This is a genomic window from Glycomyces sp. NPDC046736 (assembly GCF_040645615.1).
GTDB lineage: Bacteria > Actinomycetota > Actinomycetes > Mycobacteriales > Micromonosporaceae > Glycomyces.
Genome location: NZ_JBEYYO010000003.1, coordinates 163487 through 190130 on the forward strand (window position 1 = coordinate 163487; position 26644 = coordinate 190130).

The window sequence follows — 26644 nt, forward strand, 5'->3', positions numbered from 1 at the left end:
GTCGTGGTCATGACCGCCAAGACCGCCTGGGGCCTCCGGGTCAACCGGATCGCGATGCGCCTGCTCAAGATCTCGATCGTGGGCGGGCTGCTGCTGATCCTGCTCGCGGAGATGGTCTCGCACGCGGTCGACGAGAAACCGCCGTATTACTGGTGGCTGGCATGGGTGCAATGCGCGGTCTCGCTGTTCGCGATCGGCGTGTACATGCTCTACCGGCCCGGCCGCAAGAAATGGATCGGGGTGGCCGCGATCGCCTCGCTCGCCGCGACCGGCCTGCACCTGGTGGTCGACCAGGCCGAGCGGGGCGTCGGCACCGCCGAGCTGTTGACGCTGGGCGTCCTCATGCTGTTCGCGGTGCGCCAGTGGGACGCCGCGCCGGGCCGGTGGGTGGCGTGGGTGACCGGCGCGGCGATCACGGTGGTCGGGGTGCGGATGTTCGTCTTCCCCAGTTCGATGGTCGCCGGAACGATCATGGTCCTCATGGGACTCGCGACGGTGGTCTCGGTCGGCGCGTACCTGCGGTCGATGGACCGGTTGCGGCGCGAGACCCAGGAGGAGGTGCGCCGGGCCGAGCGGCTGGAGTTGGCCCGGGAGATGCACGACTTCGTGGCCCACCACGTCACCGGGATCGTGGTCCTCGCGCAGGCCGCGCAGGTCGCCGAGACCGATCCGCGGCGGTCGTTCGCCGACATCGAGGAGGCGGGCCTGGCCGCGCTGACGTCGATGCGGCGCATGGTGAAGATGCTTCGCGACGACGATTCGGGCGCGGGCGTCAACCCGCTCGGCGACCTCTCTCAGATCGAGGACCTGGTGGACCGCTTCAACCGCGAAGGCACCGACGCGACCTGCTTCATCTCCCCCGACCTCGCCGGAGCCGTGGCCCCCGAGATCGCCGCCACCGCGCACCGCGTGGTCCGCGAAGCGCTCACCAACGTCCGCAAGCACGCCCGGGGCGCGACCAGGGTCCGCGTCGTGGTCGCCGCCGCCGGGACCCAGGGCCTCGAAGTCTCGGTCCGCGACAACGGCCAAGGCGCCCGCGGCCGCCTCGCCGAATCCGGCGCGGGCATGGGCCTCCTCGGCCTCGGCGAACGCATCGAAGCCGTCGGCGGCACCCTCAAAGCCCAGCCCCGCCCCGAAGGCGGCTGGGAAACAGCGGCCTGGCTCCCCCGACAACCCGCCGAGGTCGAAGCCTGACCTGGTTCCCCGGTCGTAACTTGGGGTGATGATCAGACGACTCTCGAAGTGGGCCAACCGCTCGCGGCCCCCGTTGGAACACTGCGCCCCGGTGTTCCGCGACCGCGCGATCTTGAAGAGCATCGGGGCGGGCGCGATGTTCACGGCAGCCGCACTGGCCGCGGTGCTGATGTTCGATCGCACCTACCTGACGCTGATGGCGCTGGTCCTCGAAGCGGCGCTGCTGCTCACGTCCCTGGTGATGCTGTTGATAGGGATGCGGAGCCCTCATCTCGTGGGTCCGCCGGCGGACTACCGGCTTGAAGAGGACCGCCGATGATGCGGTTCATAGGCCTCGGGCTGTTCATCGCGGCCTTCGCGGCCGTGGGCGTGGCGTTCCTAGTGGCCGCTAGGCGGGACCGCGCGCGGGCCAGGCGCATGGCGGGCCGGTTCCCGATCGACGAGACGAACCTGCCGTCCGGCGACCCGCCTCGGATGGTCCCGTGGGATCGGCGATACCGCGGCCATCTGTGGGAGGACCCGCGCCCGGCCGGTTCGGACATCGACGTGGACAAGTGCGACTGGTACGCGAGGCGGGCCGAGCGGGTCGCCGATCACCGCCGGCTCATGGGCATCGTGCTGCTGTGGGGAACCGGCGCGCCGGTCGGCGCGATGATCGGGCCGCTGTGGACGGCCACGCCGGAGGTGGACTGGAGGGTGCTCGTGGCGATCGGCTTCGTACTCCTCGTCGCCGTGTGGGGCGCGTTCTGGCAGACCGATGAGGCGAAGCACTGGGATCGCGTCGCCGAGACCTACCGGCAGCGGGCCGTGCGCCTCAGGGAGGCCGCGCGCCAAGCCGCGGCCGAAGCGGCGGCGCGTGAGGCGGCGGTGGCCGAAGCGCGCCCCGTGTTCGGGCGTCGATTGCGCGCGGCCTGGAACGCGTTCCGACGGCCCGAGCCGGCCTGAGTGGAAACGGAACGGCCCCCGTCCTGTGGACGGGGGCCGTTCGCTACCGGTGGCAGGTGCAGGATTCGAACCTGCGTAGGCAATGCCGGCTGATTTACAGTCAGCTCCCTTTGGCCGCTCGGGCAACCTGCCTCGCTGTGTAGCGAGAGCAAGAATAGCCTCCCCTGCCCGGGAGGGCGCAAGCGGGTTATCCCCCGTTGAGACCGCGTTCACTGCCGGGTGGTCCGGGCGCGGGCGCCCAGTGCTGCGGGCCCCGACTAAGCTTGGCGATCGCGCCCTGCACCGACGGAAGGACACAGTCATGGCTGACGCCTCGTTCGACATCGTCTCCGAGATCGACCTCGCCGAACTCGACAACGCGATCAACCAGGCCCAGCGCGAGCTGAGCACCCGGTTCGACTTCCGCGGGACCGGCGCCAACGTCGAACGCTCCGGCGACGAGGCCGCCGTGGTGGTCGCCGAGACCGAAGACCGCGCCAAGGCCGCCCTCGAAGTGCTCAAGGAGAAGCTGATCAAGCGCGGCATCTCCCTCAAGGCCCTCGACGCCGGCGAGCCGCGCCAATCCGGCAAGGAAACCAAGATCGACCTCGCCTTCAAGCAGGGCATCGGCGCCGACGACGCCAAGAAGATCGGCAAGATCATCCGCGACGAAGGCCCCAAGGGCGTCAAGCCGCAGGTCCAAGGCGACAAGCTCCGCGTCACCGGCAAGAAGCGCGACGACCTCCAAGAGGTCATCGCCCTCCTCAAGGGCAAGGACCTCGAAGTGGCCCTCCAGTTCACGAACTACCGCTAGTGCCATGACGTTCGTCAACGCGCTCGTCCTGATCCTGTTCCTCGTCGGCGGCGGCCTGGTCGCGGTCATGGTCACGATCACCCAGCGCGCCTACAAGAAGGACGAGCGCTCCCCTCACTGGGTCGTCTACCCCACCGCGAAGGGCGAGCGGCCCGCGATCCCGGCCCAGCCCGGCACCTGGACGCTGCTCCTCGACGACGCGGGCCAGAAGAAGATCCAAGTCATCAAGGAGATCCGCGGCATCACCGGGCTCGGCCTGGCCGAAGCGAAGGCCCTGACCGACCGGTTCCCCTCGCCGGTCCTGGCCGGCGTCGACCACGCGTCGGCCTCGGCCGCCTACCGGGTCCTCGCGAACGCGGGCGCTCGAGTGCGGATGGCCGAGATCGCCGCCGAACCCGCGCCCGAGACCCCCGCGGGCCTGTACACCGTCTACATCGACGACTCAGGCGACAAGTTGATCCAAGTGATCAAGGAGATCCGCGGCCTGACCAACCTCGGCCTGGCCGAGGCCAAGCGCCTCGCCGAACAGACCCCGGCGGCCGTGGTCACCGGCGTCCCCCACGCGGCCGCCGCCAAGGCGCACCAAGCACTCGCGGGAGCGGGCGCGCGGGTGCGGACCGTGGACGCGGCCGGGCACGCCATGGACACCGTCCCCGAGACGACCGCGGTCTCGGGCCTGTTCGCGGTCCTCCTCGACGACACCGGCAAGAAGAAGATCAACGTCATCAAGGAGATCCGCGCCGTCACCGGGCTCGGCCTCGCCGAAGCCAAGCGCCTCTCCGAGCAGACCCCGTCGACGATCCTGGCGCGCGTCCCCCACGCGACGGCCACCGACGCCCTCGACAAGCTCACCGCGGCAGGAGCGACCGCGCGCATCACCGAAGCCCCCGAGCCCGAACCGCGCTGAGCCGAACGCCCCGTTGCGGCCTCCCCGGGCCCGTACCGGCGGAATGTCGGACCCTCCCGGTAGCGTGTCGGCATGAGCGAGCGATGGTTTGAAGGCCCCCTCCTGGGCTTCGACACCGAGACCACCGGAGTCGACGTCACCGGCGACCGCATCGTCCAGGCCGCCCTGGTCGGCGGCGCGGGCGAGGACGTCGGCGAACGCACCTGGCTGATCGACCCGGGCGTCCCGATCCCACCGGGCGCCACCCGCGTCCACGGCATCACCGACGCCCGCGTCCAGGCCGAAGGCCAGGCACCCGCCCAGGCCCTCACCGACATCGCCGCCGCGCTGAGCGCCGCCGTGGACACCGGCACGCCCGTGGTCGCCTTCCGCGCCGGGTTCGACTGCACCCTGCTCTCCTACGAGCTCGAACGCCACGGCATCCCCCAACCCGACTGGAACCGCGTCGCCGTCATCGACCCCTCGGTGCTCGACAAGCGCGTCGACCGCTACCGCCGCGGCAAGCGCACCCTCGGCGCCACCGCCGCCCACTACGGCGTCCACCACTCCGAAGCCCACTCGGCGTCAGGCGACGCGACCGCCACCGTGGCGCTCGCCCGCGCCATCGGCGCCATGTACCCCGAAGTCGGCGACCTCACCCCCGCCGACCTCCACCAGTCCCAGATCCGCTGGCACGCAGAGGACGCCGAAAGCCTGGAGGCGTACTTCCGCCGCAAGGGCCGCGACGAAGTCGTGGAACGGCGCTGGCCGCTCTGCCGCTGAGAACGCCAGAGGCCCCCGATCCGCGAGGATCGGGGGCCTTGCGACGCGTCTTAGTGCCCGCCTTCGTCCTTGGGCTCGTAGTACTCGCGGTCGTCCGCGTCGAGGGACTGGCCGAACGGCAGGTCGACCTTCACCTGCTCGTTGTTGGAGAAGTGGAAGACCACGGTGATCACGTCGCCGAGGGCGAGGTCCGCGCTCAGGTTCTCCAGCAGCAGGTAGTCGCCGCCTTCGACAGCCTGGTCGAGGCGCACGTAGTCGGCGGGGGCGATCGGGATGTCGAAGACCTCCGCGCCGTCGAAGAGCGGCTCTGCGGGGGTGGTCTCCTCGGCCGACGGGGTCTCAGTGGACGCCTCGTCGCCGGTCTCGTCCTCGGCGGTCTCCTCTTCGGTGGCCGCTTCGCTCGCGGACGCCTCGGCCTCGGCCTGGGCGGCGGGGCTGACGAAGGTCACCGTGCCGATCCCCGACTCGACCTCGACACCCACGAGGCTGACGGCCTGCTGGCCCTCGTTGCCGATCCAGACGCGCAGCGCGGCGTCCTCACCGGCGATGTAGCCGCCGACGGCGTCGAACTCGATCTGGAGGTCGCGGAACGCGAGGTCGCCCTCGTCCACGTTGATCCCCGCGATGGCGGTGGCCTTAGAGTCGGTCTGGGTCTCCAGACCGGCCCCGCAGGCGGACAGGGCCGCCGTGGCCGCTCCGGCGATCGCGATCGCGGCCGCGCGACGAAGGGTGGTCGCCGTGCTGATTCCCCTGACCACTGCTGGTCCTCCCTGAGTTCCGACAGGCATGCTGAACGACAGCGTAGACGACGAGCCCTCATCATTTCCCCGGGCCGGGCTCACGATGGGCCCCAGATCTCACTCCATCCTCGAATCACACCGAACCCGTTGGGGCCGAAAGGCATCGAGTCGACATTCGAGGATTCGAAGTGGTGAGCGCCGCGAGCGGGGAAGTCGCGAATCGCTCGCGGCGGCCATCGGCGATCACGTCCGAATGCGCCGCGCCGAGCCCCCGCGCACCGAAGCGACCCAGGCCTCATTCGCCGAGTCCGCCGCCGCCCCGGAAGTCCAAGGTGCCGTAGAGTAATCAGTCACATACCAATTGACCAGGGAATTCGTGGCGATCCGCTGTCGGGGAAAACCCCGATGACGTGTTAGGCTAGACACAGCGAAAGGGGTTTCGATCCTATGGGTTTTAGTGTCGGCGAGACCGTTGTCTACCCCCACCACGGGGCCGCACTCGTTGAAGCTGTAGAGACTCGCGTCATCGGTGGTATCGAACAGGAATACCTCGTGCTGCGCGTCGAACAGGGTGACCTCACGGTCAAGGTTCCAGCCAAGAACGTCGAGCTCGTCGGCGTCCGGGAAGTGGTCGGCGCCGAAGGCCTCGAAGAGGTCTTCGAAGTGCTCCGCGCCCCCCACACCGAGGAACCCACCAACTGGTCGCGGCGTTACAAGGCCAATGTCGAGAAGCTCGCCTCCGGCTCCCCGCTCAAGATCGCGGAAGTCGTGCGCGACCTGTGGCGGCGCGACCGCGAACGCGGCCTGTCCGCCGGCGAGAAGCGCATGCTCTCCAAGGCCCGCGAGATCCTCACCGGCGAGATCGCCCTCGCCGAGGACTGCGTGAAGACCGAGGCCGACAACATCCTCGACAAGGTCCTGCTCTCGGAGGCCCCGGTCAAGTAACCGGACCGCCCGCAGACCGCGTCAAGCGTGAACCACGACGACAGCACCATGCCGCCCTTCGTCATAGGGCACGGCAGCGACGTGCACCGATTCGACGAGACGAGGCCGTGCCGCCTCGCCTGCCTCGACTGGCCGGGCGAGCCCGGCCTCGCGGGGCACTCCGACGGCGACACAGCCGCCCACGCGGCCTGCGACGCGCTGCTCTCCGCCGCCGCGCTCGGCGACCTCGGCTCCAACTTCGGCACCAGCAGACCCGAATGGGCCGGCGCCTCAGGGCTCGCCCTGCTGACCGAGACCGCCCGCCGCGTCCGCGACACCGGCTGGACCATCGGCAACGTGTCCGTCCAGGTCATCGGCAACCGCCCCAAGATCGGCCCCCGCCGGGCCGAGGCCGAGGCCGCCATGGCCGCCGCGATCGGCGCCCCCGTCAGGCTCTCCGCCACCACCACCGACGGCCTGGGCTTCACCGGACGCGGCGAGGGCCTCGCCGCCACCGCGGTAGCGTTGCTGTACCAGCCCTGAGTCCCGTCCGGGAGTAGACGATGGAACCAGACCCCACTCGCCGCTCCGTCGCCGAGCACCTGCAAAGAGCCGAGCTCATGTACGAGGTCGGCCAGGTGTACGACGCGCGCGCCGAAGCCGACGCGGCCCTGCGCGTCGACCCCCTCGACCCCGACGCCAACGCCATGGCCGCCGCCTGCGCGCTCGCCGACAACGACCCCGACGAGGCGCTCGTCTACGCCGGGGCCGCGCTCGCCCACCGGCCCGAGCACCCGCGGGCCATGATCACCCGCGGCTACGCGCTCGCCGACATGGGCCGCCGCGACGAGGCCATGCAGGCCGCCGCCAGCCTCCTCGACGCCAACCGCGACTCGTGGCGCCACCACATCCACTACGCGCTCATCACCCGCCGCGCCGGGGCCGGGCAGCCCGCGCTCGACGCGGCCTGGAACGCCGTCAACCTCGCCCCCGACCAGCCCCGCACCCACCTCGCGCTCGCCGCGATCGCCGAGGGCCTGGGCATGGACGACCTGGCCAAGCGCTCCCGGCAGGCCGCGGCCGAACTCGACCCCGACACGCTCGCCGACCACGCCCCGCCCGAGTCGCGCCGCGTCCGGGCCCGCTGGGTCGACGCGAACGCCGACGACCCGGAGTGGCGCTCCAAGATCTTCGGGGAAGGGCTCTTCAGGGGCGCGCTCGGGCGCTCGATCCTGCTGGGCGTCGCGGTGGTGTTCGCCGTCCCGGCGCTCCTCGGCAGCGAGATCGCGACGGGCACGCGGGTGTTCTTCGGACTCGTGGCCCTCGCGGCATGGGTGGGATGGTTCACAGTTCTCCGCCGCCACCGTCGCACAGAGTGACCTTTCGCCCGCGGCGCTCGTTAGTCCTTCACACAAGCGACTGGAGGACGAACGTGACGACCTGCTGGGTTCCCGGAGCCGACGACAGCCCCTACAACATCCACAACCTGCCGTTCGGGGTCTTCTCGACCGCCGAGGAGAACCTGCCGCGCATCGGCGTTCGCATCGGCGACCAGATCCTCGACATGCACAAGGCCGTGCTCTCGGGCGACTGCCAGACCTGCGGGGCCTGCACCGCGCTGCGCGACCCGGCCCTCAACCGGCTCCTGTCCCTGGGCAAGGAGGCCTGGAAGCAGGTCCGATCGCAGGTCCAGGAGGCCTTGAGCGAGCCGAGCCTCCAGGACATCGCGTCCAACTGGCTCACCCCGATCGGCGAGGCGATCATGCACGCGCCGCTCCTGGTCACCGACTACGTGGACTTCACCATGCGCGCCCCCGGGGCCGACCGGGTGCACCCGCGCGCCTCCAACGGGCGGGCCTCGACGCTCATCCCCTCCGGCATGGACCTCGTCCGCCCCGCCGGGCACCGCCGCGGCGCCGACGGCCAGCCGGTCTTCGGGCCCACCGGCGCGCTCGACATCGAAGCCGAGGTCGGGTTCCTGGTCGGCGGCGAATCGGTGCTCGGCCAGCCGGTCTCGCCCGACGCGTTCGAGGAGTACGTGTTCGGCGCGGTCCTGCTCAACGACTGGACCGCGCGCGACTTCGCCGAACTGGAGACCGACGGGCTCGGCCCGTTCGCGTCCAAGTCGTTCGCCACGTCCATGAGCGCCTGGGTCACGCCCATCGAGGCGCTCAATGCGGCCCGCACCGCCGCGCCGCAGCCGGGCCCCGACATGGCCTCCTACCTCAAGGAGTCCGACCGGTACGGCTACGACCTGCGCCTGGCCATCGAAGTCAACGGCGTCGCGGTCGCCGGAGCCGACTTCTCCGACTCGTACTGGACCCCGGCCCAGCAGCTCGCCCAACTCACCGCGGGCGGCGCGGTCCTGCGCCCCGGCCTGATGTACGGCTCGGGCGAGGCCGTCACCGGCGGGTGGCGCCTGGAGAACGGCGACACCGTCAAGGTCACCGCCACCGCCCCCGGCCCCCGCGGCACCACCATCGCCCTCGGCGAGGTCGAAACCCGGGTCCTGCCCACCATCACCTGATGCGCTCGGCGGGTCCGGTTGCGGCGCAACCGGACCCGCCGACGAAGCAGGCCGGCCCCGCGACGCGGAACCGGCCTTGCGAGCACTGTCTAGACGAGCACGTTCTTGGCGGTGGGTTCGAGTTCGGCGATCAGCTCGACCTCGACCGGGGCGCCCAGCGGCAACTCCGAGACGCCGACCGCGCTGCGCGCGTGGGTCCCGGCCTCGCCGAAGACCTCGCCCAGCAGTTCAGAGGCGCCGTTGACGACCTTCGGCTGGCCGGTGAAACCGGGGGCCGAGGCCACGAAGCCCACGACCTTCACGATCTTCACCACCTGGTCCAGCGGGGCGATCGAGGCCACCGCCGCCAGCGCGTTCAACGCGCAGATCCGGGCCAGCTCGTAGCCCTGCTCGGGGTCGACCTCGGCGCCGAGCTTGCCGGTCGCCACGAGCGAACCGTCCACCATCGGCAGTTGGCCCGAGGTGTAGACGTACACGCCCGAGCGAACCGCGGGCTGGTACGAGGCCACCGGCGGCACGACCGCCGGAAGCTGGAGGCCCAGGCGCGCGAGCGCCTTGTCCACATCGACCATCGCTACTGCTCCTTCTTGCGCTTGAAGTAGGCCACGAGCTGCTCGGAGTTCTGGCCCGGGATCACCGTCACCAGTTCCCAGCCCTCGTCCCCGAAGTTGTCGAGGATCATCTTCGTGTTGTGGATCAGCAATGGCGCCGTCAAGTACTCCCATTTCTCCATGCGCCCACAGTACGGCGTCTTGATTCGCCCGCGGCGCACCGCTACGCTCAGAGTTGCGTCGCCTCCCCGTAGTCCCGCGGCCGCCAGGTCGCAACATCGCACCAGGGAGCACCCGTGTCGACAGACACCACCGCCACGCCGCCCGAGACCCCGGAGCGGCCCGCGGCAGTGCCGCGCCAGGACCGGCAGAGCGCCGGGACCGCCGGGGCCTCCGAACCGCCGCCCGAGCCCGCGTCACGCCGCGGGGGCCGGGGTTGGACCGTCCTCATCGTCGCCGCCGCGATCGCGTTCTGCGTGGCCTTGGTGCTGGGCGCGACCCGGCTGTTCGTCGAGGTCACCGACTCGCCCGATTCGCCCGCGGACACCGTGGACGCGTTCCTCGAAGCGCTTCTGGACCAGCGCGACGCCTCGGCGGCGGCCGCGTGGCTGTGCGCGGAGAAGGCCGACCGCGATCTGAGCGAGGCGGTCGCGGCGATCGCCGACGACGCCGAGGACCTCGAATGGGGCGCGATCACCGAGACGGGCCGCTCGGTCGGGGCGGCCACGGTCACCGCGGACATCAGCGTCAGCGGCTCGGATGCGGCGCCCGCCACGTGGGAGTTCGCGCTCGTCGCCGAACCGGGCCAGCCGCAATGGCTCATCTGCGGCATCGCCGCGGGTTGATTAGACTCCGATGAATGAGTGCCCTTGCCCCGAACGCTTCGCGTCTGCACATCGTCACCGGGAAGGGCGGCACCGGGAAGACCTCCGTGGCCGCGGCCCTGGCGTTGTCGCTGGCCGGTGCGGGCAGGCGGGTGCTGTTGGTCGAGGTTGAAGGGCGCCAAGGGATCGCGCCGCTGTTCGACGCTCCGTCGCTGGGTTACGAGGAGCGGCACCTGGCCGCCGGGCTCGACGGCGGGGAGGTGTTCGGGCAGTCGGTGGACGCCGACGAGGCGCTGCTGGATTACCTGACGATGTTCTACCGGCTCGGGTCGGCCGGGAAGGTCCTCCAGAAGTTCGGGGCGATCGACTTCGCGACCACGATCGCGCCGGGGCTGCGGGACATCCTGCTGACCGGGAAGCTCAAGGAGGCGGTCTCGCGGACCGAGTCGGGGCGGATGGCCTATGACGCGGTGGTCCTGGACGCGCCGCCCACGGGGCGAGTGGTGAAGTTCCTCAACGTCACGGTCGAGAGCGGGCGGCTCGCCAAGACCGGGCCGATCGGGAAGCACTCGCGTTCGGTGGCGCGGATGCTGCACTCGTCGCTGACGGCGGTGCACCTGGTGACGACCCCGGCGGCGATGCCGGTCCAGGAGACCAAGGACGCGTTCAAGGAGCTCATGGCCGCGGACCTGCCGGTGGGGCGGGTCATCCTCAACAAGGTCGCGGGCGCGAAGACCGCTGATGTGACCGCCGAGGAGATCGCCGCGGGCCTGGCCCGCGCGGGATTGAGCGGCGAGGCCGGTCTGGCCGAGGGCTTGCACAGCGAGTACGCGGCGGCCCGTGCCGAGATCGAGGCGGTGGACGCCTATCGTGACCGGCTCGAACGGCTCGGCCGCCCCGTCGAGGAACTGCCCCTGCTGCCCGAGGGTGTGGACCTGTCGGGTCTCTACCAGCTCGCCCGCACCCTGCGCCCCGGCGGGCGCCGCCCCGTCGAGGAGACCCGCGATGCATCCTGAACTCGACGTCGACGCCCTGTTGGGCAACGCCGAGAAGCACGTGATCGCGTGCTGCGGTTCGGGAGGCGTGGGCAAGACGACGACGGCGGCCGCGCTCGCGCTGCGCGCGGCCGAGGCCCACGGGCGCAGCGCGGTGGTCTTGACGATCGACCCGGCCCGCCGCCTCGCGCAGTCGCTGGGCATGGAGGCCCTGGACAACACCCCGCGGCCGGTCGAGGGGGTCCGGGCCGGTTCGCTCGACGCGATGATGCTCGACATGAAGCGCACGTTCGACGAGGTCGTGGCCTCGCACACGACCGAGGACCGGGCCGCGGAGATCTTCGCGAACCCGTTCTACCAGGCCGTGTCCTCGACTTTTTCGGGCACGCAGGAGTACATGGCGATGGAGAAGCTCGGGCAGTTGCGGGCGACGGGCGAGTGGGACCTGATCGTGCTCGACACGCCGCCGTCGCGGTCGGCCCTGGACTTCCTGGACGCCCCGGCCCGGTTGGCGCGGCTTTTGGACGGGCGGGTGATCCGGCTGCTGTCGGCCTCGACTCCAGGGGCGCGCCGTTCGATGCTGTCGCTGATGGGGGCCAGCGCGGCGGTGTTCACGCGGGTGTTCAACAAGGTCCTCGGGGGGCATCTGCTCACTGACGTCGCCGAGTTCACGGCGAGTCTGGAGGACACGTTCGGCGGGTTCCGCAAGCGGGCCGAGGCCACGTTCCGGGCCTTGCAAGACGACCAGACCTCGTTCCTGGTGATCGCGGCGCCCGAGCCGGCGGCGGTGGGCGAGGCGGTGTACTTCACGCGGCGGCTCACCGAGGAGCACATGCCGCTGGACGGGATGATCCTCAACCGCCTGACCCCGCTCGCGGCGGACCTGTCGGCCGAGCGGGCCCTGGGCGCGGCGGCGACGTTGGAGGAGGCCGACGCTGAGGACCCGGTGGCGGCGGTGCTGCGCACGCACGCGGACCTGGCCCGGCGGCGGGCCGCCGAGGAGCGGGTTGCGGTGCGGTACACGGCTGCCTGCCCGGCGGTGCCGCAGCGGTGGTTGCCGTCGTTGGGCGTCGAGGTCGTGGATTTGGACGATCTGCGAGCGTTCGGTGCAGTGGCGGCGGGCGAGGTGTGAGGTGCGGGCGGATCGCTGGTTGCGATCCGCCCGCGATCTTCCTCGCGAGGTGTCCTGGCAGGAGCCGAGCGCGGTGGCCACCGCGCTCGGACTTGACGGCGGCTCCGGAGATTCCCACTTCTCCGCCGGTCCTGCCAGAACCGGTACCCCTGATTCGCACTTCCACCACCACCGGCGACATCAGACGTTTTTATCTACTAACAATCACATGTCCGTCAAGGGTTGCCAAGGATTATTTTTCCCCTGTGGATAACTTTGTGAGTGTTTGTTATTTTGCCTGGTGGCGTGCGGGAAGGTTTTCGGCGGGCATGGAAAACGCGCCCGGACGGCTTTTGCCGTCTCGGGCGCGGTGGTCTGACTTTTCCGCTGGTGTGCGGTGTGCCGGTCAGTAGTTCATTACGTTCACCGGGATCCGGCGCCGACTGCCCTTGCGGGCGCTTCGCTGCTCTTCTTCCAGTGCGACCTCGAAGACCGCTCGCCAGGAACGGACGTCGGCGTGTTTGCGCAGCAGTGCCCTCCGCTCCCGCTCGGTCATGCCGCCCCAGACACCGAATTCGATGCGGTTGTCGAGTGCGTCGGCGAGGCATTCAAGCCTGACCGGGCAGCCGCGGCATACCTTCTTCGCATTGTTCTGCTCTGCGCCTTGCACGAACAAAGCATCAGGATCACCTTCCTGACACAACGCCTTGGTCGTCCAGTCGATCAGCAGTCCCATCCGCATGACCTCCCCGTGAGATCTTCCCCTTCATACCCCCCGACGACTACATTCGAGTGACCTCTCGATCACTTAAAGTCGCCGTCAGAACGGACCCTACACCTCTTGTAAGGGTTTGACTACTCTCCGAGACGAAAATCGGACGCCACGGGACGGCTTCACCCCTACGGTTCATCACGCGATGGCAGCTCGCGATGATAACGATTCCGATACGAGGGCACCTCCCCTCCCGGCTCGCGGCGTATGAATGGCGGGCCTCGGTCCCCGCGCAGGTCGCGGGCCAACCGTTGGTACTTGGCCGTAGCAACTCCAGCGGTTCCCGACGCACGTTCTAATCTGAGGCGGTGGAGACCTTGAAACGCGACCGGAGTCCCCTGGGGGGCGCCCTAGCCCTACTCGTCAGCGGCATCCTCGCCGGGATTCTCGCGGCCGCCGCCGCATTCCCCCTCGCCGGGCTCTTCGGGCTGGCGGCCGAGAACGGCATTCAGTCTTTCGAGTCGCTGCCTACGGAACTGACCAAGTCGGCCCTGCCGCAGACGTCCTATGTGTACGCCTCGGACGGCGAAACGCTCATCACCTCCTTCTACGAGGAGAACCGACGCGAAGTCACGCTCGACGAGGTCTCCCCCCTCATGATCGACGCGCTGCTCGCCGCCGAAGACTCGAAGTTCTACGAGCACAACGGGGTCGACTGGGCCGGGATCATCCGGGCCGCGGTGGCGAACCAGGGCGGTGACTCGCAGGGCGCCTCGACCCTCACCATGCAGTTCGTTCGCAATACCCTGATCTACTCGGCTTCAACCATCGACGACGTGATCGAAGCGTCCGAGGACACGTACGACCGAAAGCTGCGAGAAGCGCGGTTCGCGATGGCCATCGAGGACTCGATGTCCAAAGAGGAGATTCTCGAGGGCTACCTCAACGTGATCTACCTCGGCAACCAGGCCTACGGGGTGCACTCGGGGTCCTACACCTACTTCGACAAGGGCCCGGGCGAACTGGAGCTGTGGGAGGCGGCGACCCTCGCGTCGCTGCCGAAGTTCCCCTCCTACGCCGACGGCCTCCTCGACGGCGAGGGCGACGACACCGAGATCATCGACCGCCGCGACTGGGTCCTCGACCGCATGGCCAGCCTCGACTACATCACCCAGGCCGAGGCCGACGAGGCCAAGGAGCAGCCCCTGGGCCTGAACCCCCGCCCGGTCCGCAGCGAATGCGTCGACGTCGCGATCGCCGACTGGGGCTTCTTCTGCGACTACTTCAAGGACTGGTGGAGCAAGCAGGAGGCCTTCGGCGAGACCCCCCGCGACCGCATCAGCCTCCTCAAGCGCGGCGGGTTCCAGATCGTGACCAGCCTCGACCCCGACCTCCAGGCCAAGGCCATGGACGCGATCCACGACAAGATCGACGACGACGACCCGCGCGCGCTCGGCGCGGTCACCATCACGCCCGGCACCGGGCACATCCGCTCGATGGCCGTCAACCGCGTCTACAGCCTCGACCTCACCCACAACGGGCCGCGCACCGACGGCCGGGACGACATCGAGTCGAGCTATCCGAACACCACGATCCCGCTGCTCAGCGGCAACGAGCAGTCCTCGGGCTTCCCGGCCGGGTCGACGTTCAAGATGTTCACCATGCTCGCCGCGCTCGAGGCCGGGTACCCGCTCAAGACCACGCTGCCCTCGCCGTACCAGTACACGACCATGTACCTGACCAGCGGCAACGATCCTTCCGCGTGCGGCGGGTACGTGGGCAACGCCAGCGACAACGTCAAGCACTGGTGTCCCTCCAACGACGGCGCCTACGCCTCCGGTGCGCCCCTGAACATGTGGGGCATGTTCGGCAAGTCCTCCAACACCGCGTTCGCGCAGCTCCAGCAGATGGTCGGGACCTCCAAGGCCGTCGAGATGGCCGAGCGCCTCGGGGTCACGTTCTACCCCGGCAGCGGCGTCGACCAGAACCGCGACCGCCTCGACAAGTACGGCGTGTTCACCCTCGGCATGGGCGACACCACGACCCCGCTGGACATGGCCGAGGCCTACGCGACCGTCGCGGCCGGCGGGCTCCACTGCGAGCCGATGCCGGTGCTCCAGATCAACGGCGGCGACGGGTCCGACTGGTCGGCGGCAGCCGAACCCAAGTGCGACCAGGCCATCGACAAGAACGTGGCCTACGCGGCAGTCAGCGCGGCCCACTGCCCGGTGTACGACTCGGCCGACCGCACCCAGTGCGTCGGCGGCACCGCCCGCGAGGCCGACGACTTCGGCCGCCCGATCATGGGCAAGACCGGCACCGCCGACTCCGACCGCTCCTACTGGTTCATCGCCTCGACCCCGAACGCCACCACGGCCACGTTCGTGGGCGACCCCGACAACTCCTCGCACGACAACCTGGCCCGGAACTTCCACGACCAGGTGCGCCAGACCGGGGTGAAGGTCCTCAAGGCCGCGGTCAAGGACCTCGACAAGGCCGACTGGCCCGCGCCCAAGGACAAGGTGGTCAACGGCGAGAACCTCGTCTCGATCCCCTCGGTCAAGTGCATGGACCCCGACTCGGCCCGCTCCAAGGTCGCGAACGCCGGCTTCGAGGTCTCCATCGCGCCCGGGAAGTTCGACTCCGACTGCAAGGAGGGCGAGGCGGCCACGACCTCGATGACCGGCTCGGCTCCCAAGGGCAGCCCGATCTGGATCCTCATCTCGAACGGCTCGGACTACAAGGACGAGGACGAAGAGGACGAAGACGAGGACGGCGAATCGCCGCCGCCCGACCGGGACTAGCAGCCCGGACCACAGCTCGTCCGCCGCCGCCCGCGCGACATCGGGTGGCGGCGGACGGTTTCGTTTCAGCACGACGACAAGCGGGCCCGCGCCTTTCGGCGCGGGCCCGCTCGCCACTGGGTGGCATGGTCATCGGGAGGAATCAGTGCCCCAGTGGTCCCGGGTCAGCGCCCCGGAACGTCTTCACCTCAGGTGTTGCGCTGCGCGTTCGGCAACGGCTGCACCATCGTCGGGGCCGCCTGCATGACCACCGTGTCAGGGTCCGGGCGGTCGGTCGGGGTGGCCTCGCGGTGGTGGTCGTCGTGCAGGTGGTTGCCTTCGCGGAGGCTGCCGTCGCGGATGGTGACGGCTCTTTCGGCTCGTTCGGCGACCTCGTGGTCGTGGGTGATGATGAGGATGGTCAGGCCTTCGGAGTGGAGTTCGTCCAAGGTCGTCATGATCGCGTCGGCGGTCTTGGAGTCGAGGTTGCCGGTGGGCTCGTCGCACAGCAGCAGGCTGGGGTCGGCCGCGAGGGCGCGGGCGATCGCCACTCTTTGGCGTTCACCACCGGAGAGGGTGGTGGGGAGCGCGTCGAGGCGGTGGGAGAGCCCGACGAGTTCGAGTTTCTCGCGGGCGATCTGGCGCCTTTTTCGTCGCGGGATGCCTTGGTAGACCAGGGACATGGCCACGTTCTCGGTGGCGGTGCGGTGGGCCATGAGGTGGAACGACTGGAAGATGAACCCGATCTTGTTCGCCCGCAGTTGGGTGCGGTGGGCTTCCTTCATCTTCGAGGTGTCGTGGCCGTCGAGCCAGTAGGTGCCCGAGGTGGGGGTGTCGAGCAGGCCCAGGAGGTTGAGCAGGGTCGACTTGCCCGAGCCAGAGGGGCCCACGATCGCGACGTACTCGCCGTCACCGATGCGCAGCTCGACTGGTTTGAGGGCCTCGACCGGCGGCGGTCCGGCGTAGGTCATGCCGACCCCGTCCAGCTCGATCAGGGCGTGCCCGCTCTCACGCGGCGCGGCGTCCGCGACCCGCGCGAACACAGCCGTGTCGCCGGGGTCGGCGTCGGTCACGGCCGGGAGGATCAAGGTGGCGTCGTCTTCGGTCACGTCTGCAAGACGCCTGGAGCGGCCCGCGAGGTTGCACGCCTCAGAACGAGAAGTCGGCCTGGACGGGTCGGTGGTCGGAGGCGGTGGCGTCGAGGACGTCCGAGCCGGTCGCCTTCAAGCCGCGGTAGAGGATCTGGTCGATGCGGGCCATCGGGGTGTCGGCGGGCCAGGTGAACCCGAAGCCCTTCCCGGCGGTGGCGTGCGCGGACTCGAGCTGGAACGTGATGTCAGCGAGCGCGCGGTCCTGGACGGTGCCGTTGAGGTCCCCGGCGAGGACCACGCGGTCGAGGTCCTCGTCCGAAATCGCCTCGCCCAGGAGCCGGGCGGTCTCGTTGCGCTGCACAGAGGTGAAGCCCTCGGTGTTGACGCGCACCGAGAGCAGGTGGGCGACGTAGAAGGCGACGGGCTGCCCCTCGATGTCGACGGCGGCGCGGAAGGCGCGGGGCCAGCCGAGGCCCAGGTCGACCTCGTTCGAGGCGGTCACGGGGTAGGCCGACCACATGGCGACCGTGCCGTAGGAGACCGAGTACGGGTACTGGGCCGAGAGCGCCTCGCTCCACTCGTACCGCTGGTCCTCGGTGAGTTCGACCAGCACGATCACGTCGGGGTCGGCGGCCAGGAGCGCGTCGGCCGTGGCCTCGGTCTCGGTGTTCTCGGCGTTGACGTTGTGGGCGAGGACGCGGAAGTCGCCGTCGCCGACGTGCTTGTCGGGGATGAGCCCGGCGAACATGTAGAGCCACACGGCGGCCGGGACCAGTGCGCACACGATCGCCAGGGGGCGGCGGCGGATCGCGGCCAGGACCAGGAGCAGGGGGATGGCCAGGCCGAACCAGGGCAGGAACGTCTCGATGAGGCTGCCGAGGTTGAACCAGCGGTTGGGGATGAACCGGTGCAGGAGCAGGATCGCGGCCAGGAGCGCCGAGAGGGCGATCAGCGCGCCGCTGAAGATCTTTCCGCTGGTGGAGTTGCTGCGCACCCGCTGCCCTTCGTCGTGGTTCGGCGACTGCCGCGGGGCCTGCCCTCAGGTGCCGGTTCGGGGCGGCGCTCGCGCGGTTCGGCCAGGTTAGCCGCATGTCGCCAGGAACGGCGAACGCCGGGCCTGCGAGAGACCCGGCGTTCGTTCGCTGGCGGTGGCGGTGGGATTTGAACCCACGGTTGAGGGTTACCCAACACTCGCTTTCGAGGCGAGCTCCTTCGGCCGCTCGGACACGCCACCGCGGAGAAGGTTACCGGATCCCGGTGGCGGGGGCGCGAACGGGGTGCGGCGATCCACCTCACAGCCGGTTGCCGCAAATACATGGGATGTTTATGAGAGGCTGGCGTCATGACTGCGCATATCTCCGCCAAGCCGGGCGACATCGCCGAGAGCGTCCTCCTTCCCGGGGACCCGCTGCGGGCCAAGTGGATCGCCGAGAACTTCCTGACCGACGCCGAGTGCTACACCGAGGTCAGGAACATGTACGGCTACACCGGCACGTACAAGGGCAAGCGGGTGTCGGTCCAGGGCACCGGGATGGGCCAGCCGTCGGCCTCGATCTACGTGCACGAGCTCTTGGACGTCTACGGCGTCAAGACCGTGGTGCGCGTCGGCTCGGCCGGGGCCATCCACGATCGGATAGAACTGCGCGACGTGGTCGCCGGGATCGGGGCGTCCACCAACTCCTCGATGAACCGCATCCGCTTCTCCGGGGTCGTCGACTTCGCGCCCGTGGCCGACTTCGACCTGCTGCGCGGGGCCGTGGACGCCGCGGCCGCGCGCGGGATCGACCTGCACGTGGGCCAGCTGTACTCCTCGGACACGTTCTACACCGACGCCCCCGAGGTCGAGGCGAAGCTCGCCGAGTACGGCATCCTCGCCATCGAGATGGAGGCCGCGGCGATCTACACGCTCGCCGCGAAGTTCAAGGCCCGCGCTCTGGCGCTGTGCACGATCTCCGACCACATCCTCAAGGGCACCGAGCTGCCCGCGGCCGACCGGCAGGAGTCGTTCTCCGAGATGGTCGAGATCGCGCTCGACACCGTGACCGCTTAGGACGCAAGGGAAGGCCCGGCCGGTCGGCCGGGCCTTCCCGCTACTCGGCGAGCACGCCGGCCGCTTCGAGCTCGGCTTCGAGGTAGGGCGCGAGCGTGGCCGCGTACGTGTTCGTCAAATGCGCGTCGTCGCGGTAGACCAGGACGTTGCCGACCACGGGCGGGCAGGTCACGGCCGTGCAGATGTAGTCGGTGAGGTCGATCTTGGCGACCCCTTCGGGGACCGCCAGGTCGGCGAAGGTGCCCTCCTCGAAGTACTCGCCGCGGTCGACGCTGCACTCGGGGTCGTCGGCGCCGTGCACGTCGACGCACGTGGGCACGTCGAACCGGGGGCTCGGGGTGTCCCTCACGGCCACGACCTCCGCGCCGGTCGCCAGCAGCTCCTCGTAGCGCTCGGTGTAGTCGGGGAAGGTCTCCTCGACTTCGTAGCCGATCCGCGAACCGTAGGTGAACACCAGGTCGGGGGCGAGTCGGTCGATCTGGTCGACCACGGCGTCGTTCCACACGTCGCAGGAGAGGTAGCGCTCCTCGCCGGTGTCGGGCTGGTCGCTGGTGGGGATGCACGCGTTCTTGACGTACGTGACCAGGTGCCAGTCGTTCTCGGCCGCGACCTGCGCCATCGCGGGCAGCCACTGCCAGATCTTGGAGCCGCCGAACATCACGACCGTGGCCTCGGCCTCCGCTTCGGCGTCCTCGGCCTCCTCCCCCGAGACGCGCTCGCCGCCCAAGAAATCGCAGCGGATCGGCTCGTAACCTTCCATCGTCTGGTTGCACGCGTACGACAGCGACGGGTCGCGGTCGTCGGCCGCGTCGATCGTGGAGGGGATGAAATCGGCGTCGGTCACCAAAGCGTCCCCGGCCAGAGCGGCCGCGCCGGGGTGGTCGGCGGGGTCGGCGGCTGCCGGGTCGAGGCGGTCGCGCTCGCCGGAGACGTAGGCGGACATGGCCCAGACGGCGGTGAGGGTGACGGCGAGGGCGGCGGCGCCGAGGGCGAGGCCGCCGGGGACGGTCTTCTGGCCCAGGCCCGAGGCGGGCAGGCGGCGTTCGAGGGCCCAGTGGGTGGCGGCGGCGAGGGCGGTGGAGACGGCGAGGATGGCGAGACCGCCGCCGAGGGTGGCCGTGTCGCGGTCGGTGGTCACGAGGTAGCAGACCAGGATCGGCCAGTGCCACAGGTAGAGGGTGTAGGAGAGGTCCCCGAGGCGCTGGAGGGGCCAGGTGTTGAGCAGGCGCCCGGCGCCGGTGCCGGGCGCGGCGGTGGCGGCGAGGACGACGGCGGCCGCGCCGGTGACGGGGGCGAGCGCGGCCCAGCCGGGGAACGCGGTGGATTCGAGGACGGCGCCGCCGAGGACCAGGACCGCGACGCCGGCCCAGCCGAGGAGCGCGGGGAGCGGCCCGCGGAGGTGGCGGGTCCAGGCCCTGGCGGTGGGACGCAGGGCGAGGGCGAGGAGGCCGCCGGCGGCGAACTGCCAGATGCGGGCGCGGGTGTCGAAGTAGGCGTAGGCCTGGTTGGTCGCGGTCTCCCAGAGCGCGAAGGCGAACGAGACGGCGAAGACGGCCAGGAGGACGGCGGCGACGGCGCGCATCGGGGAGAGCCCGGCGCGCCTGGCGGCCCACAGCACGGCGGCGATGAGGAGCGGCCACAGCACGTAGAACTGGGCTTGGACGCCGAGGGACCAGTAGTGCTGGATGATGCTGGCGCCGTTGTTGGAGGAGAGGTAGTCGACCGAGTTCGCGGCCAGGTGCCAGTTGCCGTAGTAGAGCGCGGAGGCGAGGATGTCGCCGAGCTGCTGGTCCCAGGTGGCGCGGGGCAGCCACAGGAGCGTCATGAGGACCATCGCGGCGGCCACGATGAGCGCGGGCGGGAAGATGCGGCGCACGATGCGGGCGGCGTAGGCGCTCAGGCCGAGGGGGCGGCCTTGGTCGGCCGAGCGCAGGAACCCGGCGGTGATGAAGAAGCCGGACATGAGCAGGAAGACGTCGACGCCGCCGGAGACGCGGTCGAACCAGATGTGGTAGACGGCGATGACGGCGATGGCCAGGCCCCGGAGGCCGTCGATCTCGCGGAGCCGGGGCGGGCGGGTGATCGCGGGCGCGGGGGGTGGTGCGCTGTCGGGTCGTGCCGGTTCGGGGCCTGCCGTGGTGGCGGTGGCGCTCATGTGTCTCCGAGCGTGACGGGGGGCGCGGGGTGGGGATTCAGCGTCGAGCCTAGAAGGCATGGAATCGCTGGTCAATTGCCTACTGGGAATGGTCGGCGGGTGAATTCGGGGTCGGGATCGCCCGAAGGGTGCGCGCGCGGGAGGGAACGGTCATGCGTCGGGGCGGTCTCGGGTCGGTTTCGGGCGCGGAGGAGGCTCGGCATTCACCGAATTCGCGGGTGCGGCGGATGCGTTGACAGGGTGGCGTTCCACATGCCAGGATTACGGTGCCTTAACGATCGTTAAGGGACGGGTCGAGGGGCGAGGAGGGCGGCGCCGTGGACTTCAGCGGGGACTACCCGGCCGAACGGGCGCGCATCGAGCGCGGCGGGGCCGAGAAGTACCACCAGGCGGCGGCCGCCGCGGGCAAGTACCACGCCCGCGAGCGCATCAGGCGCCTGTGCGACCCCGACTCGTTCCGCGAGGACGCCCTGTGGGCCAACCCGGACCCGACGCTCCCGGCCGACGGCGTGGTGGTCGGCTCGGCCACCGTGCAGGGGCGTCCGATCCGCCTGGTCGCCAACGACTCCACCGTCAAGGCCGGGTCCTGGGGCGCGCGCACGGTGGAGAAGATCATCCGCACCATCGAAGCGGCCCAGGTCGAAAAGCACCCGATCGTCTACCTCGTGGACTCGGCGGGCGCGCGCATCACCGACCAGGTGCAGCTGTTCCCCGGCCGCCGGGGCGCGGGCCGGATCTTCCACGAGCAGGTCCGTGCCTCGGGGCAGATCCCGCAGGCCTGCGCGCTGTTCGGGCCTTCGGCGGCGGGCGGGGCGTACATCCCGGCGTTCTGCGACATCGTGGCGATGGTCGACGGCAACGCCTCGATGTACCTCGGCAGCCCCCGCATGGTCGAGATGGTCACCGGCGAGAAGACCACATTGGAGGACATGGGCGGGGCCCGCGTCCACACCGAGCAGTCCGGTGTCGGGCACTTCCTGTGCCGCAACGAGGACGAGGCGATCGCCGACGTGCGCCGCTGGCTCTCCTACCTGCCCTCGAACTGGACGCAGCCCGCGCCGGTGCGCGCGGCCCGCCCGCCGCTGCCGGTCGACCTTTCCGAAGTGATCCCGCCCAGCGAGTCCGCGCCGTTCGACATGCACGACTTCATCGACGGCGTGGTAGACCAAGGGTCGGTCCTCGAAGTGCAGGCCCGGTGGGCCGGGGAACTCATCACCGCGTTCGCGCGCCTCGACGGGCGCCCGGTCGGCATCGTGGCTAACAACTCCGCGGTCCGCGGCGGGGTCCTGTTCTCCGACTCGGCCGACAAGGCCTCCCGCTTCATGTCCACTTGCGACGCCTTCAACGTGCCGCTGCTGTTCCTCGCCGACGTCCCCGGGTTCATGGTCGGCTCCGCGGTCGAGCACGGCGGCATCATCCGCCACGGCGCCAAGATGATCGCCAACATGGCCGAGGCCACCGTCCCCAAGATCTGCGTCGTGGTCCGAAAGGCCTACGGCGCGGGGCTCTACGCCATGGCCGGGCCCGCGTTCGGCTCCGACGCCGTGCTGGCCCTGCCGAGCGCGCGCATCGCCGTCATGGGCGCCGAAGCGGCCGTCAACGCCGTGTACGCCAACAAGATCGCCGCCATCGAGGACCCGGCCGCCCGCGAGCAGTTCGTGGCCGACCGCCGCGCCGAATACGAAGCCGACGTCGACCTGCGCCGCCTCGCGGGCGAACTCGTGGTCGACGACATCCTCGCGCCCGAGGAACTCCGCGATGACCTCATCGCCCGATACCGCCGGCTGACCCACAAGGATCGCCGGTTCGCCGACCGCAGGCACCCGATCACACCGGTGTAGTCGCCACAGCGACCTGACCAGGGAGCAGACATGAAACTCGACGTCGAGCAGACCGAGTTCGCCGCCGCAGTGCGCGAATTCGCTGAAGAACAGATCAAGCCGGTCATCGGCGACTTCTACGAGCGAGGTGAATTCCCCGCCCAGCTCGTGCGCGACCTCGGCAAGCTCGGCGTCTTCGGCGTCACGCTGCCCGAGGAGCACGGCGGCAGCGGCGCCGGGCTGTTCATGCTCGGCCTGGCCCTGGAGGAGATCGCCCGCATCGACTCCTCGGTGGCCGTCACCGTCGAGGCCTCCGTGACCCTCGGCGCCGAGGGCCTGTCGCGCTACGGCACGCCCGAGCAGCAGGCCCGCTGGCTCCCGCGCCTGGCCGCCGGCGAGGGCCTGTGCGCGTTCGCGCTCACCGAACCGGGCGGCGGCACCGACGCCGGGCACACCGACACCAAAGCGCGCCTTGAGAACGGCGAGTGGATCATCGACGGCGCCAAGTGCTTCATCACCAACGCCGGCACCGAGATGACCGACCTGATCATCACCACCGCCCAGACCGGACCCGGCGAAGTCTCCTGCATCGCCGTCGAACCCGGCACGCCCGGGCTCGAGATCGGCCCCGAGTACTCCAAAGTGGGCTGGCGGGCCTCCGACACGCGTCCGGTCTACTTCGACAACTGCCGCGTCCCCGAGGCCAACCTCATCGGCCAGCGCGGCAGGGGCTTCGTGCAGTTCCTGGAGCTGCTCGACTCCGGCCGGGTCGCGATCGCGGCGCTGGCGACCGGGTCGGCGCAGGGGTGCCTGGACGAGTCGGTGGCGCACGCGAAGGAGCGCGAGGCGTTCGGGCGGCCGATCGTGGCCAACCAGGCGATCGCGTTCATGTTGGCGGACATGCGGCTTCGCGCCCACACGTCGCGTCTGGCGTGGCAGGACGCGGCGTTGAAGGCCGACGCGGGCGAGCCGTTCGGGACCGACGCGGCTTTGGCGAAGCTGCACGCGTCGCAGGCGGCGGTGGAGAACGCGCGGGACGCGACCCAGATCTTCGGCGGGTACGGGTTCATGAACGAGACGCCGGTGGCGCGGGCGTGGCGCGACTGCAAGGTGCTGGAGATCGGCGAGGGCACGAACGAGGTGCAGCGCATGCTGATCGCGCGGTCGCTCGGGTTGTAGGCGTCGCTCTGGGGGCCCGGCCATTGGGGTGGCCGGGCCCCCAGTGTTTTATGGAAACTTCAACTGAAACTCTTGAGTTCGCGAGCCGAACCGTGACAAGCTCGGCTTTCCGGCAGTAGCGTCGCCGCGGAAGCCGTTTCCGGCGGTGGTGCGTTACCAGGCAGGGAGTTCAGTGATGACCGACAGCAGTACCGGCACCGACCTGGCCGCGCGTGTGCTCGGCGACCGCGCTTCGCGGCGGGGCCTGATGTGCGCGTTCGCGGGGGCGGGCGCGGCGGGCGCTTTGGCGGCCTGCGGCACGGCCGAGCCGACCGACTCGGGCACAACGGATTCAGGCCCGTCCTCGGAGGGCGACGGCGACCAGGACGGCGGGGGGACGCCGTTGGCGGCGACCGCGGACGTGCCGCTGGGCGGCGGGATCGTCGTGGCGGACACGGTCCTGGTGCAGCCGGACGCGGACGAGTTCCTGGCCTTCTCGGCCGCGTGCCCACACATGGGAACGACGGTGAACCCCCCGGACGCGGGCGGCGTCATCGTGTGCCCGAACCACGGTTCGGAGTTCTCGCTCGAAGGCGAGCTGGAGAAGGGCCCGGCCGAGACTGGCCTGTCCGAAGTGGACATCACGGTCGAGGAGGGCCAGATCTTCCTGGCGTGAAAGACGACGAAGGCGGCCGGAAAGCAAAGCTTCCCGGCCGCCTTCGCGTTTGCCTATCAGGTGAGGGCGTCGGCTGCTGCCGGGTCGGAGTCCCTCAGGAATTGGGCGCAGCGGGCGGCTTCGTCGGCTTCGCCGATGGCGGCGGCGGAGCGGGAGAGCTGGTGGAGGGACTTGAGGAAGCCGCGGTTGGGCTTGTGCTCCCAGGGGATCGGGCCGTGGCCCTTCCAGCCCGAGCGGCGCAGTTGGTCGAGGCCGCGGTGGTATCCGGTGCGGGCGTAGGCGTAAGCGGCGACGTCGTCGCCCGACTCCAGGGCGTTCTTGGCCAGGCGGGCCCAGGCCGCGCAGAACCACGGGAAGCGGCGGACGGTGTCCTCCGGCGAGTGTTCGTCGAGGTAGTTCCGGGCCTCGGTGTCCTCGGGCAGCTGCGTCGCCGGTGGCTGGGACATGAGATTCTGCGGAGCCAAAGCGGCGTCCCTCCTTGGTTCGAGTCGCTCGTGAGAGCAGTCAGCCAAGCCTAACCCCGCGCCCTGGGCGTCCTTCAGAGCCGGGCCTTCGTTGTCGGCCTCGTCTTGAGCCGCGGCCTTCGGGGCGATGAGGTGGACGGCCAGCGCGCCGAGGAGCGCGGCGACCACCGAGGCGCCCAGCACCCCGATCTTGCCCTCGTCGGTCAGCAGCGCGGCGTCCCCGCCGCGGAAGGCGAGCTCGGTGATGAACAGCGCGACGGTGAACCCGATCCCGGCCACCATCCCGACCGCCGCCAGGAGCGGCCACGACGTGCCGCGCGGCAGCTGCCCGAGCCCGAGGCGGACCACGAGCCACGTGGCGAGCGTGATCCCCACCGGTTTGCCGATCACCAGGCCGAACACGATCCCCAGCGTCACGCTGGACGAGAGGGCCGTGGCGAACAGGTCGGCGCTGAGCGCGACCCCGGCGTTGGCCAGCGCGAACAGCGGGAGGACCACGAACGAGGAGAACCGGTGGTTCTGGTGTTGGAGCCGCTCGGCGGGCGGGACGGCGTCGCGGGTGAGCTTGACGAGCCGCTCGGTCTCCTCGGTCGTGAGGCCGTCCTTGGCCAGCTCCTGGGCTTCGGCGTGGGCGATCGCAGGATCCAGGAGGGGCTTCGCGGAGATGATGAGGCCCATGATGACCCCGGCGATCGTGGCGTGGACGCCCGATTCGAGCATGGCGAGCCACAGGGCGACGCCGACGACGAGGTAGACCGGCGCGGACCAGACGTTGAGCAGTCGCAGCGCGATCGCGAGGAGCACGAGCGCCCCGGCGGCGGCGAGCCAGGGCATCGAGATCCGTTCGGTGTAGAACACGGCGATGACGGCGATCGCGCCGAGGTCGTCCACAATGGCGAGTGTCAGGAGGAAGATCCTCGCGCCCGAAGGGATGCGGGAGCCGAAGAGCGCCAGGACGCCCACGGCGAAGGCGATGTCGGTGGCCATCGGGATGCCCCAGCCGCCCGCGCCAGGCCCGCCGGCGTTGAACGCGGCGAAGATGAGCGCGGGGACGGCCATGCCGCCGATCGCGCCGGCGATGGGCGGGACCGCGTTGCGGATGCTGCGCAGCTGCCCGGTGACGATCTCGCTCTTGATCTCCACGCCCACGACGAAGAAGAACACGGCCATGAGGGCGTCGTTGATCCAGTCCTTGAGGGTGTGGTGGAGTTCGAAGTCCCCGAACCGGAAGGTGATGTCCAGGCCCCACACGGCCTCGTAGGACGCGGCCCACGGGGAGTTCGCCCACAGCATCGCGACCACGGCGCAGGCGACGAGGACGACCCCGGCGGCGGGTTCGATCTTGAGGAATTCGGCGGTGGGGCGGCCCACGAAGCGGGCGATGGGGCGCTGGGAGTACAGGAACGCGGGGCGCGAGCGCCAGATGGGGGATTTCCAGGGTTCTTTCGAGCTGGGCACGGTC

General features: G+C 70.1%; 26 protein-coding genes and 2 tRNA genes. 18 read left to right on the forward strand and 10 right to left on the reverse strand.

What is annotated here, in order from left to right; translation table 11 throughout:
* Window positions 1-9 precede the first annotated feature (9 nt).
* Genes AB0B28_RS04460 through AB0B28_RS04470 form a run of 3 tightly spaced genes read left to right on the forward strand, consistent with a single transcriptional unit; the run spans window position 10 to window position 2139 of the window.
* Complete coding sequence (locus tag AB0B28_RS04460; RefSeq protein ID WP_360116361.1) at window positions 10-1194, forward strand: ATP-binding protein; 1185 nt, start codon at window positions 10-12, stop codon at window positions 1192-1194.
* Between the two features lie 28 nt (window positions 1195-1222).
* Window positions 1223-1513, forward strand: coding sequence for a hypothetical protein (locus tag AB0B28_RS04465; RefSeq protein WP_360116364.1), 291 nt, complete (start codon window positions 1223-1225; stop codon window positions 1511-1513).
* The gene (locus tag AB0B28_RS04470) at window positions 1510-2139 is read left to right on the forward strand and encodes a hypothetical protein (protein WP_360116366.1); all 630 of its coding nucleotides are present in this window, start codon (window positions 1510-1512) and stop codon (window positions 2137-2139) included. The genes AB0B28_RS04465 and AB0B28_RS04470 overlap by 4 nt, the downstream gene beginning before the upstream one ends.
* Window positions 2140-2189: 50 nt before the next feature.
* Here the strand turns inward: AB0B28_RS04470 and AB0B28_RS04475 are convergent.
* Window positions 2190-2271: transfer RNA gene (locus AB0B28_RS04475), tRNA-Tyr, on the reverse strand.
* A gap of 169 nt (window positions 2272-2440) precedes the next feature.
* On the opposite strand from AB0B28_RS04475, the gene AB0B28_RS04480 reads away from it, so the two are divergent.
* From AB0B28_RS04480 to AB0B28_RS04490, 3 genes are all read left to right on the forward strand, one after another.
* Window positions 2441-2932 (forward strand): YajQ family cyclic di-GMP-binding protein, encoded by a 492-nt coding sequence (locus tag AB0B28_RS04480; protein ID WP_360116369.1) that lies wholly within the window; start codon window positions 2441-2443, stop codon window positions 2930-2932.
* A gap of 4 nt (window positions 2933-2936) precedes the next feature.
* A complete protein-coding gene (locus AB0B28_RS04485; protein ID WP_360116372.1) occupies window positions 2937-3839 on the forward strand; it encodes a ribosomal protein L7/L12 in 903 nt (300 codons plus the stop codon).
* Window positions 3840-3911: 72 nt separating this feature from the next.
* On the forward strand, window positions 3912-4601 hold the full coding sequence (locus AB0B28_RS04490) for an exonuclease domain-containing protein (protein WP_360116375.1): 690 nt from the start codon (window positions 3912-3914) through the stop codon (window positions 4599-4601).
* Window positions 4602-4651: 50 nt separating this feature from the next.
* Here the strand turns inward: AB0B28_RS04490 and AB0B28_RS04495 are convergent, their stop codons facing one another.
* Entirely contained in the window at window positions 4652-5359 is a 708-nt protein-coding gene (locus tag AB0B28_RS04495) for a hypothetical protein (RefSeq protein ID WP_360116378.1), read from the reverse strand.
* 429 nt (window positions 5360-5788) lie between these two features.
* On the opposite strand from AB0B28_RS04495, the gene AB0B28_RS04500 reads away from it, so the two are divergent.
* The 4 genes from AB0B28_RS04500 to AB0B28_RS04515 are packed head-to-tail and all read left to right on the forward strand — an operon-like array spanning window position 5789 to window position 8792.
* Complete coding sequence (locus tag AB0B28_RS04500; RefSeq protein ID WP_091037357.1) at window positions 5789-6286, forward strand: CarD family transcriptional regulator; 498 nt, start codon at window positions 5789-5791, stop codon at window positions 6284-6286.
* Window positions 6287-6334: 48 nt separating this feature from the next.
* Window positions 6335-6808 (forward strand): 2-C-methyl-D-erythritol 2,4-cyclodiphosphate synthase, encoded by a 474-nt coding sequence (ispF, locus tag AB0B28_RS04505; RefSeq protein WP_360116925.1) that lies wholly within the window; start codon window positions 6335-6337, stop codon window positions 6806-6808.
* Between the two features lie 20 nt (window positions 6809-6828).
* Window positions 6829-7644, forward strand: a complete 816-nt coding sequence (locus AB0B28_RS04510) for a tetratricopeptide repeat protein (protein WP_360116382.1) — start codon at window positions 6829-6831, stop codon at window positions 7642-7644.
* 53 nt (window positions 7645-7697) lie between these two features.
* Window positions 7698-8792 (forward strand): fumarylacetoacetate hydrolase family protein, encoded by a 1095-nt coding sequence (locus AB0B28_RS04515; RefSeq protein WP_360116385.1) that lies wholly within the window; start codon window positions 7698-7700, stop codon window positions 8790-8792.
* Window positions 8793-8881: 89 nt separating this feature from the next.
* On the opposite strand, the gene AB0B28_RS04520 is transcribed toward AB0B28_RS04515, so the two are convergent.
* Together AB0B28_RS04520 and AB0B28_RS04525 are read right to left on the reverse strand one after the other, a co-directional pair.
* On the reverse strand, window positions 8882-9364 hold the full coding sequence (locus AB0B28_RS04520) for a RidA family protein (RefSeq protein ID WP_360116388.1): 483 nt from the start codon (window positions 9362-9364) through the stop codon (window positions 8882-8884).
* A gap of 2 nt (window positions 9365-9366) precedes the next feature.
* Window positions 9367-9525 carry a hypothetical protein gene (locus AB0B28_RS04525; RefSeq protein WP_360116391.1) on the reverse strand — a complete coding sequence of 53 codons (159 nt, stop codon included), beginning with the start codon at window positions 9523-9525 and terminating at the stop codon, window positions 9367-9369.
* A gap of 114 nt (window positions 9526-9639) precedes the next feature.
* On the opposite strand from AB0B28_RS04525, the gene AB0B28_RS04530 reads away from it, so the two are divergent.
* From AB0B28_RS04530 to AB0B28_RS04540, 3 genes are read left to right on the forward strand one after another with little or no spacing between them, the layout of a single operon-like run.
* Entirely contained in the window at window positions 9640-10188 is a 549-nt protein-coding gene (locus AB0B28_RS04530) for a hypothetical protein (protein ID WP_360116394.1), read from the forward strand.
* Window positions 10189-10202: 14 nt separating this feature from the next.
* Window positions 10203-11183 (forward strand): ArsA-related P-loop ATPase, encoded by a 981-nt coding sequence (locus AB0B28_RS04535; RefSeq protein WP_360116397.1) that lies wholly within the window; start codon window positions 10203-10205, stop codon window positions 11181-11183.
* Window positions 11173-12294, forward strand: coding sequence for an ArsA-related P-loop ATPase (locus AB0B28_RS04540; RefSeq protein ID WP_360116400.1), 1122 nt, complete (start codon window positions 11173-11175; stop codon window positions 12292-12294). The genes AB0B28_RS04535 and AB0B28_RS04540 overlap by 11 nt, the downstream gene beginning before the upstream one ends.
* A gap of 385 nt (window positions 12295-12679) precedes the next feature.
* Here AB0B28_RS04540 and AB0B28_RS04545 read toward each other — a convergent pair whose 3' ends face one another.
* Window positions 12680-13009 carry a WhiB family transcriptional regulator gene (locus AB0B28_RS04545; protein ID WP_360116403.1) on the reverse strand — a complete coding sequence of 110 codons (330 nt, stop codon included), beginning with the start codon at window positions 13007-13009 and terminating at the stop codon, window positions 12680-12682.
* Between the two features lie 344 nt (window positions 13010-13353).
* Here AB0B28_RS04545 and AB0B28_RS04550 point away from each other — a divergent pair, with 344 nt between their 5' ends.
* Window positions 13354-15789, forward strand: coding sequence for a transglycosylase domain-containing protein (locus AB0B28_RS04550; protein WP_360116406.1), 2436 nt, complete (start codon window positions 13354-13356; stop codon window positions 15787-15789).
* A 188-nt stretch (window positions 15790-15977) separates the two neighbouring features.
* On the opposite strand, the gene AB0B28_RS04555 is transcribed toward AB0B28_RS04550, so the two are convergent.
* The 3 genes from AB0B28_RS04555 to AB0B28_RS04565 all read right to left on the reverse strand — a co-directional run bounded on the left by AB0B28_RS04555 (window position 15978) and on the right by AB0B28_RS04565 (window position 18093).
* Complete coding sequence (locus AB0B28_RS04555) at window positions 15978-16739, reverse strand: ABC transporter ATP-binding protein (protein ID WP_360116928.1); 762 nt, start codon at window positions 16737-16739, stop codon at window positions 15978-15980.
* 178 nt (window positions 16740-16917) lie between these two features.
* A complete protein-coding gene (locus AB0B28_RS04560) occupies window positions 16918-17853 on the reverse strand; it encodes an endonuclease/exonuclease/phosphatase family protein (RefSeq protein WP_360116409.1) in 936 nt (311 codons plus the stop codon).
* A 149-nt stretch (window positions 17854-18002) separates the two neighbouring features.
* A tRNA-Ser gene (locus AB0B28_RS04565) sits at window positions 18003-18093 on the reverse strand.
* A 108-nt stretch (window positions 18094-18201) separates the two neighbouring features.
* Between AB0B28_RS04565 and deoD the strand changes: the two genes are divergently transcribed.
* The gene (gene deoD, locus AB0B28_RS04570; protein WP_360116412.1) at window positions 18202-18909 is read left to right on the forward strand and encodes a purine-nucleoside phosphorylase; all 708 of its coding nucleotides are present in this window, start codon (window positions 18202-18204) and stop codon (window positions 18907-18909) included.
* A 40-nt stretch (window positions 18910-18949) separates the two neighbouring features.
* On the opposite strand, the gene AB0B28_RS04575 is transcribed toward deoD, so the two are convergent.
* Window positions 18950-21064, reverse strand: a complete 2115-nt coding sequence (locus tag AB0B28_RS04575; protein WP_360116415.1) for an acyltransferase family protein — start codon at window positions 21062-21064, stop codon at window positions 18950-18952.
* Between the two features lie 317 nt (window positions 21065-21381).
* On the opposite strand from AB0B28_RS04575, the gene AB0B28_RS04580 reads away from it, so the two are divergent.
* The 3 genes from AB0B28_RS04580 to AB0B28_RS04590 all read left to right on the forward strand — a co-directional run bounded on the left by AB0B28_RS04580 (window position 21382) and on the right by AB0B28_RS04590 (window position 24718).
* A complete protein-coding gene (locus AB0B28_RS04580) occupies window positions 21382-22905 on the forward strand; it encodes an acyl-CoA carboxylase subunit beta (protein WP_360116418.1) in 1524 nt (507 codons plus the stop codon).
* A gap of 30 nt (window positions 22906-22935) precedes the next feature.
* Window positions 22936-24063 carry an acyl-CoA dehydrogenase family protein gene (locus AB0B28_RS04585; protein WP_360116421.1) on the forward strand — a complete coding sequence of 376 codons (1128 nt, stop codon included), beginning with the start codon at window positions 22936-22938 and terminating at the stop codon, window positions 24061-24063.
* 175 nt (window positions 24064-24238) lie between these two features.
* Window positions 24239-24718 carry a Rieske (2Fe-2S) protein gene (locus AB0B28_RS04590; protein WP_360116424.1) on the forward strand — a complete coding sequence of 160 codons (480 nt, stop codon included), beginning with the start codon at window positions 24239-24241 and terminating at the stop codon, window positions 24716-24718.
* Between the two features lie 56 nt (window positions 24719-24774).
* Here AB0B28_RS04590 and nhaA read toward each other — a convergent pair whose 3' ends face one another.
* A complete protein-coding gene (gene nhaA, locus AB0B28_RS04595; protein ID WP_360116427.1) occupies window positions 24775-26640 on the reverse strand; it encodes a Na+/H+ antiporter NhaA in 1866 nt (621 codons plus the stop codon).
* Between the last annotated feature and the right edge of the window lie 4 nt (window positions 26641-26644).